General features: G+C 70.0%; 14 protein-coding genes. 7 read left to right on the top strand and 7 right to left on the bottom strand.

The genetic code is table 11. The features are described 5' to 3' along the window. Positions 1-40 precede the first annotated feature (40 nt). The 4 genes from AB0C30_RS28705 to AB0C30_RS28690 all read left to right on the top strand — a co-directional run bounded on the left by AB0C30_RS28705 (position 41) and on the right by AB0C30_RS28690 (position 3,599). Positions 41-1,015 (top strand): tripartite tricarboxylate transporter substrate binding protein, encoded by a 975-nt coding sequence (locus AB0C30_RS28705; RefSeq protein ID WP_357950187.1) that lies wholly within the window; start codon positions 41-43, stop codon positions 1,013-1,015. Then, a complete protein-coding gene (locus AB0C30_RS28700; protein WP_357950184.1) occupies positions 1,015-1,527 on the top strand; it encodes a tripartite tricarboxylate transporter TctB family protein in 513 nt (170 codons plus the stop codon). Before AB0C30_RS28705 ends, AB0C30_RS28700 begins: the two co-directional genes overlap by 1 nt. Further along, positions 1,528-3,054: a tripartite tricarboxylate transporter permease gene (locus tag AB0C30_RS28695; RefSeq protein ID WP_357950181.1), complete on the top strand. Its 1,527-nt coding sequence runs from the start codon at positions 1,528-1,530 to the stop codon at positions 3,052-3,054. A 95-nt stretch (positions 3,055-3,149) separates the two neighbouring features. Beyond that, complete coding sequence (locus AB0C30_RS28690) at positions 3,150-3,599, top strand: VOC family protein (protein ID WP_357950178.1); 450 nt, start codon at positions 3,150-3,152, stop codon at positions 3,597-3,599. A gap of 154 nt (positions 3,600-3,753) precedes the next feature. Here AB0C30_RS28690 and AB0C30_RS28685 read toward each other — a convergent pair whose 3' ends face one another. Beyond that, complete coding sequence (locus tag AB0C30_RS28685) at positions 3,754-4,071, bottom strand: hypothetical protein (RefSeq protein WP_357950176.1); 318 nt, start codon at positions 4,069-4,071, stop codon at positions 3,754-3,756. 203 nt (positions 4,072-4,274) lie between these two features. On the opposite strand from AB0C30_RS28685, the gene AB0C30_RS28680 reads away from it, so the two are divergent. Next, entirely contained in the window at positions 4,275-4,505 is a 231-nt protein-coding gene (locus tag AB0C30_RS28680; RefSeq protein WP_357950173.1) for a hypothetical protein, read from the top strand. Between the two features lie 141 nt (positions 4,506-4,646). Beyond that, a complete protein-coding gene (locus tag AB0C30_RS28675) occupies positions 4,647-5,981 on the top strand; it encodes a helix-turn-helix transcriptional regulator (RefSeq protein WP_357950171.1) in 1,335 nt (444 codons plus the stop codon). A gap of 67 nt (positions 5,982-6,048) precedes the next feature. Here the strand turns inward: AB0C30_RS28675 and AB0C30_RS28670 are convergent, their stop codons facing one another. Further along, positions 6,049-6,963, bottom strand: coding sequence for a TIGR03564 family F420-dependent LLM class oxidoreductase (locus AB0C30_RS28670; RefSeq protein ID WP_357950168.1), 915 nt, complete (start codon positions 6,961-6,963; stop codon positions 6,049-6,051). Positions 6,964-7,047: 84 nt separating this feature from the next. Between AB0C30_RS28670 and AB0C30_RS28665 the strand changes: the two genes are divergently transcribed. After that, positions 7,048-7,773 (top strand): TetR family transcriptional regulator, encoded by a 726-nt coding sequence (locus AB0C30_RS28665; protein ID WP_357950166.1) that lies wholly within the window; start codon positions 7,048-7,050, stop codon positions 7,771-7,773. Between the two features lie 137 nt (positions 7,774-7,910). On the opposite strand, the gene gatB is transcribed toward AB0C30_RS28665, so the two are convergent. The 5 genes from gatB to AB0C30_RS28640 form a co-directional block, all read right to left on the bottom strand. Beyond that, positions 7,911-9,416: an Asp-tRNA(Asn)/Glu-tRNA(Gln) amidotransferase subunit GatB gene (gatB, locus tag AB0C30_RS28660; protein ID WP_357950164.1), complete on the bottom strand. Its 1,506-nt coding sequence runs from the start codon at positions 9,414-9,416 to the stop codon at positions 7,911-7,913. 141 nt (positions 9,417-9,557) lie between these two features. Further along, the gene (locus AB0C30_RS28655; RefSeq protein ID WP_357950161.1) at positions 9,558-10,613 is read right to left on the bottom strand and encodes an AAA family ATPase; all 1,056 of its coding nucleotides are present in this window, start codon (positions 10,611-10,613) and stop codon (positions 9,558-9,560) included. A gap of 35 nt (positions 10,614-10,648) precedes the next feature. Then, the gene (gatA, locus tag AB0C30_RS28650; protein WP_357950158.1) at positions 10,649-12,139 is read right to left on the bottom strand and encodes an Asp-tRNA(Asn)/Glu-tRNA(Gln) amidotransferase subunit GatA; all 1,491 of its coding nucleotides are present in this window, start codon (positions 12,137-12,139) and stop codon (positions 10,649-10,651) included. Continuing rightward, positions 12,136-12,435, bottom strand: a complete 300-nt coding sequence (gatC, locus tag AB0C30_RS28645; protein WP_101787882.1) for an Asp-tRNA(Asn)/Glu-tRNA(Gln) amidotransferase subunit GatC — start codon at positions 12,433-12,435, stop codon at positions 12,136-12,138. The genes gatA and gatC overlap by 4 nt, the downstream gene beginning before the upstream one ends. A 126-nt stretch (positions 12,436-12,561) precedes the next feature. After that, positions 12,562-14,634, bottom strand: a complete 2,073-nt coding sequence (locus AB0C30_RS28640; RefSeq protein ID WP_357950155.1) for an EAL domain-containing protein — start codon at positions 14,632-14,634, stop codon at positions 12,562-12,564. Positions 14,635-14,693: the final 59 nt, after the last annotated feature.

Below are 14,693 nucleotides of genomic sequence, written 5' to 3'. Positions count from 1 at the left end.
CCAGTATTCCGTAACGTGAAATCCCCCCTTTGGAGTGATCATGCGTCTCCGCATACTCGCCGCCGTCGCGGCGCTCTCCGTCGCCGCGGTGTCCGGCTGCGGCGCCGGCTCAGGTTCCGACGGCGGAGGCACGGGCGCGCTGCGCATCATGGCTCCCGCCTCACCGGGCGGCGGCTGGGACCAGACCTCCCGTACGGCCGAGCAGGCGCTCAAGTCCGTCGACCCGAAGCGCAAGGTCGAGGTGTTCAACGTGCCCGGCGCGGGCGGCACGATCGGCCTGGCCCAGCTGGCGGGCGAGAAGGGCAACGGCAACCTGCTGATGACCATGGGCCTGGTCATGGTGGGCGCCATCGAGCAGAACAAGTCCAAGGTCACCCTGGCCCAGACGACGCCGATCGCCAAGCTGACCGAGGAGTACGAGATCATCGTGGTCCCGGCGGCCTCCCCGTTCAAGTCGGTGGCCGACCTGGTCGCCGCCTGGAAGGCCGACCCGAAGAAGGTGTCCATCTCCGGCGGCTCGGCCGGCGGCACCGACCACATCGCGGCCGGGCTGATGGCCAAGGCCGCGGGCGTGGACCCGAAGCAGGTCAACTACATCGCCCACTCCGGCGGCGGCGAGGCACTGAACGAGCTGCTCGGCAACAAGGTGAGCGCGGGCATCTCGGGCGTCGGTGAGTTCGCCGAGCACGTGAAGTCCGGCAAGCTGCGCGCGCTGGCCGTGACCTCGGCCCAGCGGCTGCCCGACCTCGACGCGCCCACGCTCAAGGAGTCCGGCCTGGACGTGGAGCTGACCAACTGGCGCGGCTTCGTGGCGCCCGGCGGGCTCGACGAGGCGGCCAAGAAGTCGCTGACCGACCAGGTGACCAAGATGCACGACTCGCAGGTGTGGAAGGACGCGGTGGCCAAGAACGGCTGGATCGACTCCTTCCAGACCGGTCAGCAGTTCGCCGACTACCTCAACGCCGAGCAGGCCAAGGTCAAGGCCATCATCGCCGAGCTGGGTGTCGTCTCCTGATGTCCGCTGACAACACTGGCCAGAAGCAGCGCTGGCGGTGGCGGCCCGAGCTGGGGTTGGCCGTCATCGTGCTGGCGCTCGGCGTGTTCGTCGTGCTCGGGACGCTCGACGTGTCCGCCGCCGCCTCGCAGCTCGGCATCGGGCCGCGCTTCTTCCCGATGCTGGTGGGCTGCTCCATGATCGCCATCGGCCTGTTCTATGTGGCCGACGTGCTCAGGGGCGGCAGCGGCGACCCCGAGGAGAGCGAGGACGTCGACGTGGACGCCCCCGCCGACTGGCGCAGTGTCGGACTGGTGAGCGGGATCTTCCTGGCGTTCACCGCGGTGCTGAACGTGCTCGGCTGGATCATCGCCGCGAGCCTGCTGTTCTTCGGGCTCTCGGTGGTGCTCGGCGCGGAGCACAAGCTGCGCGCGGCGGGTGTCGGGGTGGTCCTGGGGATCGCCACGTACCTGCTGTTCGTCAAGGGCCTGGGCGTGTCGCTGCCGGGCGGGCTGCTGCGGGGGGTGATCTAGGTGGAATCGTTCCAGCTGCTGCTCGACGGGTTCGCCGGCGCGCTGACGCCGATCAACCTCATGTACGCCCTCATCGGCGTCACCCTCGGCACCCTCGTCGGCGTACTGCCCGGCATCGGCCCCGCCATGACCGTGGCGCTGCTCCTGCCCATCACCTTCACCGTGCCGCCGACCAGCGCGTTCATCATGTTCGCCGGGATCTACTACGGCGGCATGTACGGCGGCTCGACCACCTCCATCCTGCTCAACACCCCCGGTGAGTCGTCCTCGATGATCACCGCGCTGGAGGGCAACAAGATGGCCCGGCGCGGGCGGGCGGCGCAGGCGCTGGCCACGGCGGCCATCGGCTCGTTCGTGGCGGGCACGATCGCGACCGCGCTGCTGGTCGTGGCGGCCCCCGCGGTGGTGAGCTTCGCCATCTCGTTCGGGCCCGAGGACTACTTCGCGCTGGCGATCCTGGCCTTCACCGCCGTGTCGTCGGTGCTGTCGCGCTCGGTCGTGCGCGGACTGGCCTCGCTCGGCTTCGGCCTGGTGATCGGGCTGATCGGCATCGACCAGCAGACCGGCCAGGCGCGGCTCACGCTCGGCCTGGACCAGCTGCTCGACGGCGTGGACGTGGTGGTCGTGGCCGTCGGGCTGTTCGCGCTGGGCGAGGCCCTGTACGTGGCCTCGCGGCTGCGCCACTCGCTGCCCGAGGTGGTACCGGTCGGGCGGGCCTGGATGGGACGTACCGACTGGCGCCGCTCATGGCTGCCCTGGCTGCGCGGCACCGCGTTCGGCTTCCCGTTCGGCGCGCTGCCCGGCGGCGGCGCGGAGATCCCGACCTTCCTGTCGTACGCGGCCGAGAAGCGACTGGCGCGCGGCGTGGCCAAGGAGGAGTTCGGCAAGGGCGCCATCGAGGGCGTCGCCGGCCCCGAGGCCGCCAACAACGCCTCGGCCGCCGGAACCCTGGTGCCACTTCTGACGCTGGGCCTGCCCACGTCCGCGACGGCCGCGATCCTGCTGGCCGCCTTCCAGCAGTACGGCCTGCAGCCCGGTCCGCAGCTGTTCGACCACAACCCGGCCCTGGTGTGGGGCATGATCGCGTCGCTGTTCATCGGCAACACCATGCTCCTGGTGCTGAACCTGCCGCTGGCGCCGCTGTGGGCTCGCGTGCTGCGCATCCCCCGGCCGTACCTGTACGCGGGGATCGTGCTGTTCGCCGCGCTCGGCGTGTACGCGCTGAACGGCTCGGTGGTGGACCTGGTCGCGCTCTTCCTGCTGGGCCTGCTGGGATACGCGATGCGGCGCTTCGGCCTGCCGGTCGCCCCGGCGGTCATCGGCCTGATCCTGGGGCCGATGGCGGAGATCCAGCTGCGCCGAGCGCTGGCCATCGGCGGGGGCGACGTGACAGCGCTGGTGCGCAGCCCCATCGCGGTGATCCTCCTGCTGCTCTCCCTGGCCGCCCTGCTCGCGCCACTGTTCAGGAAGCTGATGGAACGGCGCCACGTCGAACCGGCCACGCCCGCGTCCCGGGAGGAGGACTAGGCGGCGGCCCTGTGGGATTTCCTCTGGGGCTCCACCGGCCTGTCCGAACCGGTGGGGCCCCGTTTATGTCGTGCCAGCCGGGCATCATGGCAGGCATGGCCGTGAAGATACAGGTGTCGTTCGACTGCGCCGACCCCGACAAGCTGGCCCGGTTCTGGGCCGAGGCGCTGCGCTACCGGCTGGAGGAGCCCCCGCAGGGCTTCACCACCTGGCAGGACTACTGGCGCTCCCGGGGGCTGCCCGAGGAGGAGCTGACGGGCGACGGCGGCTATGACTCGGTCATCGACCCGGCCGGTGTGGGCCCACGGCTGTGGTTCCAGAAGGTGCCCGAGGGCAAGGTGCTAAAAAACCGCCTCCACCTCGACCTGTCCGTCACCTCCGGGGACCGGCCGGTGGAGGTCCGCCGGGCCCAGCTCGACGCCGAGGCCGAGCGGCTGGTCGGGCTGGGGGCGACGCTGTCCAAGGTGCTCGTGGTGGAGGGCCTGCCCGACTACTACGCGATCACCCTGCTCGACCCGGAGGGCAACGAGTTCTGCATCAGCTAGGACCGCAACGCATGCGGTGGAATACGGGCCTCGGCTGGCGGAGGGTGGCTCCGCGCCGTCCCTCCGGCCGCAGACATCGGGACTGCGAACCAACGAGTCACGGGGCCACCGACCCGGCCCGCCACGACGGGGGCGACGCGGCGGGCCGGGCAGCTCATGTGCCGAACATGTTGTGTGCTCGGCAGTTGTGAACGAGAGCCGCCTCGGCGAGAGCCTCGCGGAGGTCCTCCTGGCCGTCGACGCCGTCGAGCAGCTCGACGATCTCTGCGGCCAGATCGGGCGTGAGCACGAGATCAGTGTCGAACGCACAATCGAAGATGCCGAACGCATCCATGCGGATCCTAGGCGGCTCGTCCATCCACTCCACGTTCGGCTGCTCCAGGAACACGGACATGTAGCTCCCGTCCTGGATCAAGTCGGCGACGTGGCACTGGTGCTGCTCGATGGCCTCTGGGCCGCGGTGCACCAGCATCTCGCACCAGGTTGGGCAGCGGCGAATGGGATAGCTCTTCATCGAACACCGCCCACCAGGTCGGATCGGGGATCAAGGGCCTGCTTCGGTGTTCCAGCACCGGGCAGGCCCGACTTGGGTTGAGCTGGTCGTACACTCCTCGCTGTACCGAAGTTAGGTGCACCCTCTTTCCGCGCGCGCCGAACGCGCATACACTGACGTTCATGTCCGACCTCACTGCGCGTCCTCGGCCGCTCGCTATGAGCGACGTCGCCACCCTGCTCGGCGTGAGCGTCAACACCGTCAACGCCTGGCGCAAGCGCGCGGCCGGGGCCAAGCGGGTGGAGCCCTTCCCACCGGCCGCCGGCAAGGTGGCCAACATGGACTACTGGTGGGAAGACCAGATCCTGGCGTGGGCTCAACGGACCGGGCGCACAGCGGACTCGGCCAGCTAGTACGGCAACACCTCGTGTTTTCACACTCCCCATGGAAGTCGAGGCGCAGAGGTGAACAAAGACGTCGACAGGGGTCTTCAGGAGGGCTCCGGGTGTCCCTCTGGGGACACCCGGAGGCAGACAGGGGTCAGGAGGGGTCTTATGGCCGATCTCGCTCCACCAGCACGGCATCGGCTCACCGACGCCAGACAGCAGCGCGGGTGGTCTCAGGAGACCTTGGCCGCACTGCTACGCGGCAAAGGACTGGGCACCACCCGCAAGACCGTTACCCGATGGGAGCGGGGCGTGACTCCCGACGCTGCCGCCCAGCGGGCGCTACGCGACCTGTTCGAGGTCGCCCACGACGTCCGCGCGAGCTGGCCGCACTGGCTTCCCACCGGGGCCGCAGCGTGCGCAACAGAGACATGGGATCAGCAAGGCACGGTCAACGCACTCGACGACGTCGCGAAAGGGGCGCTCGTGGATCGCCGAGAGTTCCTCATCCTCACGGGGGCCGAACTACTGCTCCCCGTCTACGAATGGCGGATCAACCCCGAGCCGTGGATCGCCGCTCAGCAACGCGGTCGCCACGTCGGCGCTGCCCTCGTCGTCGAGCTTCAACAGCTCATCGCCGCCCGCCGGCGGATGGACGATGAGCACGGCGGGGCGGTGCTGCTCGACGCGCTGCACGCCGACTTCCGGTTCGTCACCGAGCTGCTGAAGAACGGCACCTACTCGGCGGACGTCGGCCGCGGCCTGTACGGCACGGCCGCGGAGATAGCCCGCCTCGCCGGGTGGGCCGCGTTCGACTCGGGCCAGCACGCTGCCGCCCAGGCGTACTACCTCGCCGCGCTCCGCTCCGCCTCCGCGATCGGTGACCGGGCACTCGGCGTGAACATCGTCGGATTCATGGCTATCCAGGCGTACGCGACCGGACGCCTCACCGACGCGACCAAGCTCATGGACACCGCCGCGGCGGAGCCGGCCCGGATTCCGGAGGTCGTGCAGGCGATGACCTGGGCCCGGGTCGGCCGGGCGTACGCGAAGGTCGACGACCCGGCGACCGCGCGGGCCGCGCTCACCCGGGCCGGTGCCTTGCTCAACCGCGCGGTGTCGGGGGACTCCCCGCCGTGGGCGTACTGGCTGGACGAGGCGCGTATCACGGCGCAGCTCGGCCGCGCACTGTACGACCTGGGGGACTACGCGGGCAGCGAGCGCGAGCTGGTCGCCGCCGCCACCTCATGCGGGGATCGCTACCCGCGCGACCGGGCGACATGGCTCGGCCGGGTGGCCACGGCCCAACTTCGACGCGGGCGGATGGATGAAGGGTGTGCGACCGCGCGGGCTGTGGTCGACCTGCTCGCAGACCAGGCGGACACCGACCGTGGCATGGGGCTGCTCCGGACGTTCCGCGCGGAGCTGGCCGCACACGGACCCTCGACAACCGCCCGGGAGTTCGGCGACTACGCCGCCCTTCGCCTCGCTCCCGCTTCGTAGCTTTGGGCAGGGCACAACGAGGGCACACGGTGGCTGGCGCCGTCTTGGCCCCGGCCAGGCGGTCGTCCTAGGCCCCCGTGACGAGGGCGGCGACCGCCTGAATGGTGCGGTGCTGCTCCTCGGGGGTCCCGAACGGAGCGGCGAGGTACTCCGTGACGCCCGCCTCTGCCAGCCTGCCGATCCCCTCGGCCACCGCCGCCTCGTCGCCCACGATGACCACGTCCTGCGGTCCGGCCACGCCCTCGCGGTCGAGCATGGCGCGATACTCCGGCACCTGACCCGCCAGCGCGAACTGCTCCGCGACGCGCCCGCGCACCCCCACCTCGTCGTCCGTCACGCACACCGCCAGCCCGGCGATCACCCGGGGCGCGGGGCGTCCGGCGGACTGGGCCGCCTTGGTGACGGACGGCACGATGTGCCCGGCCAGCGTGCGCGGGCCGGTCATCCACGTCACCACGCCATCGGCGAGCTCTCCTGCCAGCGACAGCATGGCCGGACCCATCGCCGCCAGCAGCACCTGAGGCGGCTCCGCGCCGGGCACGGCGGCCGTGCCCGAGGCCGTGAGCAGCTCGCCGTGGTGCGCCACGGTTTCGCCTCGCAGGAGGGGTCTCAGCACGGACAAGTATTCGCGCATCCGCCGTACGGGCTGGTCGGCGGGCAGGCCGTACATCGACTCGACCATCATCGCGATCCCCGCGCCGATCCCGAGCGTGAGGCGGTTACCCGTGGCGGCCTGAACGCTGAGCGCCTGACCGGCCAGCACCAGCGGATGGCGTTGCGGCACCGGGACGACGGCCGTACCGAGCGGGATGCCCGGCACCCGCCCGCCCACGGCGGTCAGCGCGGTGAGGGCGTCCCAGCCGAGCGCCTGGCTTGCCCAGGCGGTGCTGTAACCGAGTTCGGCGGCGGTCCTGACCTGCTCGGTCAGCTCCTCCAGCGTCGCGGGACCGCGTACGTCGCCGACGGCGATTCCGATCTTCACGTGTTCAACTCCCCATTAACGGAGAACTTCTCCGGTTCGATACGATAGGGAGAACCTCTCCACTTAGCAACCAGGGAGCGTCTGATGATGCGGGCCGACGCGCTGCGCAACCGCGAGCGGATCGTACGAGTGGCCAGGGCCGTCTTCACCGAGCACGGCCCCGACTCCTCGCTCAACCAGGTGGCGCAACAGGCCGAGGTAGGGCCGGGCACCCTCTACCGGCACTTCCCGACGCTGCAGGACCTGCTGGTGGCAGTGATCAGAGACGACGTGGCGGCGCTCTGCGCGCAGGGGCAGGCACTGCTCTCCGAGGCGTCCGCGCTTCCCGAGACATCGACATCGTCCGGGGCGTCGGCACCGTCCAGGGCGCCAGCGCCATCCGGGATCTCAGCGCCATCCGGGGCCTCGGCGCCATCCGAGGCCTCAGCGCCATCCGGGGCGTCGGCGATTTCCGGGGCATCGGCGGATGCGGCGCTGAGGGCGTGGCTGCGGGCGGTGGCCGTACACGCGACGGCCATGCGCGGACTGGTCGCGACGCAACTGGCCTCATGGCCCGCTGACGGCGCCCTGGCGGCCTGCCACGAGGAGATCACCGCCACCGGCGCCGCGCTGCTCGACCACGCCCGCCGCGCTGGCTCCGCACCCGATGGGTTGGACATCACGGACCTCCTCCGGCTGGCCAACGCGATCGGCTGGGCCAGTGAGCAGTCCCCCGACGACGAAGGCCTCATCGACCGCCTGCTCTCCCTGGTGACGACCACCTCAGCCCCCAACGACGCCGACCGCCCACTGGCCCCGCCTGACCGCTAACCCCTGAGCGGCCCAACCCCGTGATGACCCCGAGGGGCGCGGCCCGACCACTTGACCGGCCAACGGCCCCCTTGGCGTACCACCAAAGAGGCCCCGCCACCTCACTCGGTGACGGGGCCTGAGTCGAGCGGATCGCCCTACTCGGAGACGCCCAGCTTCTCCAGGATCAGCTCGCGGGCCCGAGCGGCGTCGGCCTTGCCGCGGCTGGCCTTCATCACGCCGCCCACCAGCGCACCGGCCGCGGCGATCTTCCCGGAGCGGACCTTCTCGGCCGCGTCGGCGTTGGCGGCGAGGACCTGGTCGACGATCGCCGACAGCTCACCCTCGTCGTTGACGATCTTCAGCCCGCGCTGCTCGACCACCTCGTCGGGCGAGCCCTCCCCGGCCAGCACGCCTTCGAGCACCTCGCGCGCCAGCTTGTCGTTGAGCGCGCCCGAGGCCACCAGCTCGGTGACGCGGGCGATCTGCGCGGGCGTGATGGGCAGGTCCGCCAGGGCCACAGCGGACTCGTTGGCGCGCCGCGCCAGCTCGCCCATCCACCACTTGCGCGCGTCGGCGGCCGGCGCGCCCGCCGCGACCGTGGCCTCGACCAGGTCGAACGCGTCGGCGTTGTGCATGGCCTGCATGTCGAGGTCGGACACCCCCCACTCGGCCTGCAGCCGCTTGCGCCGGACCGACGGCAGCTCGGGCAGCGCGTCCTTGAGCGTGGCCACCCATGCCGGGTCGGGCGCGATCGGCACCAGGTCGGGCTCGGGGAAGTAGCGGTAGTCCTGCGCCTCCTCCTTGGACCTGCCGGGCGTGGTGACGCCGGTGTCCTCGTGGAAGTGCCTGGTCTCCTGGATGATCCGGCCGCCGTCGGCGAGGATCGCCGCCTGCCGCTCGATCTCGCTCCGCACGGAACGCTCGACGCTGCGCAGCGAGTTGACGTTCTTGGTCTCGGTACGGGTGCCCCACTCGGACGAGCCGCGGGGCATGAGCGAGACGTTGACGTCGCAGCGCATCGAGCCCTCTTCCATGCGCACGTCGGAGACGCCCAGCGTGCGCATGATCTCGCGCAGCTCGGTCGCGTAGGCCTTGGCCACGTCGGGCGCCAGGCTCTCGGTGCCCTCGATCGGCTTGGTGACGATCTCCACCAGCGGGATGCCGGCGCGGTTGTAGTCGACGATCGAGTAGTCGGCGCCCTGGATGCGGCCGGTCGCCCCGCCCACGTGGGTGGACTTGCCGGTGTCCTCCTCCAGGTGCACCCGCTCGATCTCGACGCGCACGGTCCGGCCGTCGACCTCGACGTCGAGGTAGCCGTCGAAGCAGAGCGGCTCGTCGTACTGGGAGATCTGGTAGTTCTTCGGCATGTCCGGATAGAAGTAGTTCTTCCGGGCGAACCTGCACCACTCGGCGATCGAGCAGTTCAGCGCCAGGCCGATGCGGATCGTCGACTCGATCGCGACGGCGTTGGCCGTCGGCAGCGAGCCGGGAAACGCCAGACAGGTCGGGCAGACCTGAGTGTTGGGCGGGGCCCCGAAGGTCGTCTTGCACCCGCAGAACATCTTCGACGCGGTGCCGAGCTCGACGTGCGTCTCCAGCCCGAGCACCGGCTCGAACCGGGCGAGGGCTTCGTCGTACGGCATGTGCGTACCGACAGTCATGATGAAGTCCTTAGTTCAGATCGTCGCATTTCACGCTATCAATCAGGCGCACAGAGGAATCCACGGCTCCCCAGCGCCTCAGAGCTCGCATTCGCTCACCGATGTCGCCCGCCACGACGAGCCCAGGTATGAGGAGACGGCTCATGCAGCCTGCTCAACGGCGCTCAGATAGGAGCGAACCTGGCGAGGAGATGTGAAGGTACCCGGCTCGCCGTCAGCACGAACAGGCTTGGCGAGGGTCAACCGAGATCGCGGGTGACCACCTCCGGCACGCCAGGCCGCCTCCAGGAAGACAAGCGATTCCGGGGCGGTCCGGTACAAAGTGGAGACGACCACGGGCGAATGGCTGGTGAGGATCACCTGCTGCCAGGGGCTCGCAATGGCACCGACTCGCTGAGCGATCCTCATCAAAAGCTCCCCGAGCCTGCTCGGATAGAGGCCGTTCTCGATCTCCTCCACCATCAGCGGACCCGAAGATGTCCGGTCATAGAGGGCCGCGAGCAGGGCGAGCACCCTGAGCGTGCCGTCTGACGCGAGCCTGCCAGGCATCGGCTCTCGGTCCACGAGGATGTCGAAGGACCACTCCTGCTGCCGCTCGTCGAGCACCGGGCGGACGCCCGTCACATCAGGTAGAAGCGCCGCCAGGTCGACCATCAGCTCGCCGAGCTCACCGGTGAGGGACATCCGGCCCAGCACAGCGGCCAGATTTGCGCCATTCTCCGCCAGCGGCCCGCGGTCGAGCGCCGTAACCGGCTTCCGGATGGCCGCCAAGTCAGGCAGATGGAAGTGCCAAGATCTTGCTTCCTGCGGCCAGATCTTGTCCGACCACCCAGGCACCGCCGTCAGAGCCCAGTCAGCGGGCTCCTTGCTCGCCGTGACACTGGCATAGGTCTTATCTCGCCCATCCGACGCCCGCATGTCTGCTTCCACGCCAATCGTGAACCTGGAGACGGAAGCAGACCCCACCGGCCGGTGAAACAACTCCTGCGGCTTACCACGGGGTACTGCGGGCAGCGGGTCGTTTGACGTGCTCAGCCCTGGCCTGCCTGCCACGAGCGCCGCACGGGCGAAGCCAAACGCGTCCAGCAGGTTGGACTTACCACTCGAATTCGGACCGACCAGGGCAAGGAACGGCGGCACGTCGAGCTCGAAGTCCAGGAAGGACTTGAACCCGTCGATCTCGATGCGCGTGAGCACGCCGCCGTCCCCTCTCCCTACAAAATCAAAATTCCCTACAGCGCCGGAGCCTTGGACAGCAGGCTGCCGCCCCAGCGGCTTTCCAGGGCCTGCTCGACCGCGGCACCGACCCGGTAGCAGCGGTCGTCGCCCAGCACCGGGGCCATGATCTGCAGGCCGACCGGCAGCCCGTCCTCGTCGGCCAGGCCGCACGGGACCGAGATGGCCGCGTTGCCCGACAGGTTGGACGGGATCGTGCACAGGTCGGCGAGGTACATGGCCATCGGGTCGTCGGCGCGCTCGCCGATCGGGAACGCCGTCGTCGGCGTCGTCGGCGATACCAGCACGTCCACCTGGTGGTAGGCGGCCTCGAACTCGCGCGAGATGACCGTGCGGACCTTCTGCGCCTGGCCGTAGTAGGCGTCGTAGTAGCCGCTCGACAGCGCGTAGGTGCCGAGCATGATGCGCCGCTTGACCTCGGGCCCGAAGCCGGCGGCCCTGGTCAGCGCCATGACCTCCTCGGCGCTGCGGGTGCCGTCGTCGCCGACGCGCAGGCCGTAGCGCATGGCGTCGAAGCGCGCCAGGTTGGAGGAGCACTCCGACGGCGCGATCAGGTAGTAGGCGGGCAGCGCGGTCGAGAACGACGGGCAGGAGACCTCGACGACCTTGGCGCCGAGCGATTCGAGCAGCTCGACGGCCTCGTGGAAGCGGGCCAGCACGCCAGGCTGGTAGCCGTCGCCGCCGAACTCCTTGACCACGCCGACGCGCATGCCGGAGATGTCGGCCTGCCGGGCGGCCTCGACCACGGACGGCACGGGCGCGTCGATCGAGGTGGAGTCCATCGGGTCGTGCCCGGAGAACGCCTCGTGCAGCAGCGCCGCGTCGAGCACGTTGCGGGCGAACGGGCCCGGCGTGTCGAGCGAGCTGGCGAACGCGATCAGGCCATAGCGCGACGAACCGCCGTAGGTGGGCTTCATGCCCACGATGCCGGTCACGGACGCGGGCTGCCGGATCGAGCCGCCGGTGTCGGTGCCGGTGGACAGCGGCGCCTCGTACGCGGCGACGGCGGCGCTGGAACCACCGGACGACCCGCCGGGGATCCTGGACAGGTCCCACGGGTTGCGCGTGGGGCCGTAGGCGGAGTTCTCCGTGGAGGAGCCCATCGCGAACTCGTCGAGGTTCGTCTTGCCGAGGATGACCAGCCCGGCCGCGCGCAGGCGGCTCGTGACGGTCGCGTCGTACGGCGGGCGCCAGCCTTCGAGGATCTTGGACGCGGCCGTCGTCGGCATGTCGGAGGTGGCGAAGATGTCCTTGTGCGCGATCGGCACCCCGGCCAGCGGGCCGAGCCGCTCACCGGCGCCCAGCCGGGCGTCGACGGCCCTGGCCTGCTCGACGGTGGTCTCGCGATCGACGTGCAGGAACGCGTTGATCTTGGGCTCGACCTCGGCCATGCGGTCGAGATGCGCCTCGGCCACCTCGACGGCCATGACCTCGCCACCGGCGATCAGTGCGCCCAGCTCGGCGGCGGTCTTGTGGATCAGGCTCATGCCTCCTCCCCAAGGATGCGCGGCACCCGGAAGCGGTCGTCCTCGACGGCCGGCGCGCCGGACAGCGCTTGCTCGGGCGTCAGGGACTGTCGCACCTCGTCGGCGCGGAAGACATTGGTCAGCGGAAGCGCGTGCGACGAAGGCGGAACGTCCTCGGCGGCGACCTCTGCCACTTTCGCGACCGACTCGATGATGGCATCGAGCTGCGTGGCGTAATGGTCGAGTTCGTCGTCGGTGAGGGCCAGCCTGGACAACCGGGCCAGGTGTGCGACCTCGTCGCGGGTTATGGCGGACATGAGTCGTGTAACCCGTTTCGTGGATGGAGTTGGGACACTGTCATCCTAGGGGCCTTGACGGAGCGGCACCGAACCCATTAACCCTCGCCACAGGGGTTCCACCCTCGCGGCGGCCGCTGCGCCGGGTCACGCGGTCTGGGTGACCCCGGAGCGGTAGCCGTACTCGATCTCCGGCTGGGTCTCGATGTGTTCGCGCAGCCAGACCGTGGCCTCGGCGGGCGGCATGGGCTTGTGGAACAGCCAGCCCTGACCCATGTCGCAGCCCATCTCGGTGAGCCGGATGGCCACGTCGTCGGATTCGACGCCCTCGGCGACCGAGCTCAGGCCGAGCGAGCGGACCAGGTCGACGATGGAGCGCACGATCCGGTAGTCGTCGTCGGACTCGGCGATGCGCCGGACGAACGACGCGTCGATCTTGACCTCCGACACCGCCAGCCGCTGCAGCCTGATCAGCGAGGAGTAGCCGGTGCCGAAGTCGTCCAGGGACAGCGGCACGCCGAGCACCGCCAGCGCCTTGATCGTCTCGTGCGTGTAGGCCTGGTCGCCCATCAGGATGCGCTCGGTGACCTCCAGCTGGATCGCCGACGGCGGCAGCCGGAGCTTGGCCAGCCCTGCCTCCAGCTGCTCGGGCAGGGCCGAGTCGAGCAGGTCGCGGGCGGAGATGTTGACCGAGACCTGCACCCGCAGGCCGCTGTGCCACCAGCGGGCGGCCTGCTCCAGGGCCGCCTCGATGACGTATTCGGTGAGCTGGCGCATGAGGTAGGACTGCTCGGCCAGCGGGATGAACTCCGACGGCGGGATCTGACCGTGCACCGGGTGATGCCAGCGCAGCAGGGCTTCCATGCCGTGTACGGCACCGGTGGCCATGCCGACCTTGGGCTGGTAGTGCAGCCTGAGCTCGCGGTTGTCCACGGCCCGCCGCAGGTCGCCGAGGAGGTTGAGTCGTTCGGGCGAGTTGCGGTCCTTGTCCGGCTGGTAGAGCTCCACGCCGGTGCGGCCCTCTTTGGCGAGGTACATGGCCACGTCGGCGCGCTGGAGCAGCAGCTCGAAGTCAGGGGCGTGGTCGGGGTAGAGCGCGATGCCGACCGAGCCGTCCAGGTCGAACGACATGCCCTCCAGGCGTACCGGCTCGGTGAGCGCCGCGCGCAGCCGGGCGGCCACCTCGCGGGCCGCGTGGGCGTCCCTGATCGAGGGCAGGAGTACGGCGAACTCGTCACCGCCCAGCCTGGCCACGACGTCGCCGGGGCGTACGGAATGGGTGAGCCGGTGGGCGACCATCTGCAGCAGCCGGTCACCGACCGGGTGGCCCATCGTGTCGTTGACCTCTTTGAACCGGTCGAGGTCGAGCAGGAACAGGCCGACCCGCTCGTCCTGGCGGGCCTCGGCGAGCGCCTCCTCGGTGCTCACGATCAGCATCTTGCGGTTGGGCAGGCCGGTCAGCTCGTCGTGCATGGCCTGGTGGTCGCGGCGCATCGACAGGGTGGCGGTGAAGTAGACCGCCGCCAGGGGCGCCACGAACAGCGGTACGAGAGTGGGCGAATGGGTCATCACGACGACGACCAGGGGCGCCAGGCCGAGCAGCGCGGCGTACACGAGGCTCTGCGGGCCGAGACTGGCCTTCAGTACGCGGGTGATCGACCGGCGCTCGTGCAGTGCCACCGCGCCGCTCACCAGCGCGGCCCTGACGGTGAAGTAGGCGATGCCGGCCAGGAAGATCGCCAGCAGGTCGGCGCCCCTGGGCACCCACGGCGCGGCCGGGCTCGGCACGATGCCGAACAGGCCGAGCACGACGGCGGCGGAGGTCAGCGCGAGCGTCGACTGGGCGATGTTGAACATCACCCGATGCCACGCCTTGCGGGTGACGATGCCGTTCATGACCACGGCCACCGCCTGCATCAGCACCGCCACGGGCAGGCCGAAGTGCAGGAGCACGGCGAAGGTGAACATGGTGGAGGGGTACGTGCCGCCGACGGCGGTCGCCGAGGAGACCATGACGGGCCTGAGCTCGCCCAGCACCACGAGCGCGGTCAGCACCCAGAACAAGGGCGTACGGGCGAGCTCCGCCAGGCCGGCCGGGTCGAGTCTGAGCATGGCCACGGCCAGCGCGGTGGAGCCGATCACGGTGATGCCAACGAGGAACGCCCACAGAGGCGTCCCGGCGCGTGGCCCTGTGTCGCGGGTGTCGGTTGGGTCAGCCATCAGTAACAGAACCCCCATTAGGTCACTATGGGAGGGTACGACCTTCACCCCACTTCGCG

Source organism: Nonomuraea sp. NPDC048901, assembly GCF_040649695.1.
GTDB lineage: Bacteria > Actinomycetota > Actinomycetes > Streptosporangiales > Streptosporangiaceae > Nonomuraea.
The sequence above is the reverse complement of the archived record's forward strand: the minus strand, read 5'-3'. Positions and strand labels throughout refer to the sequence as shown.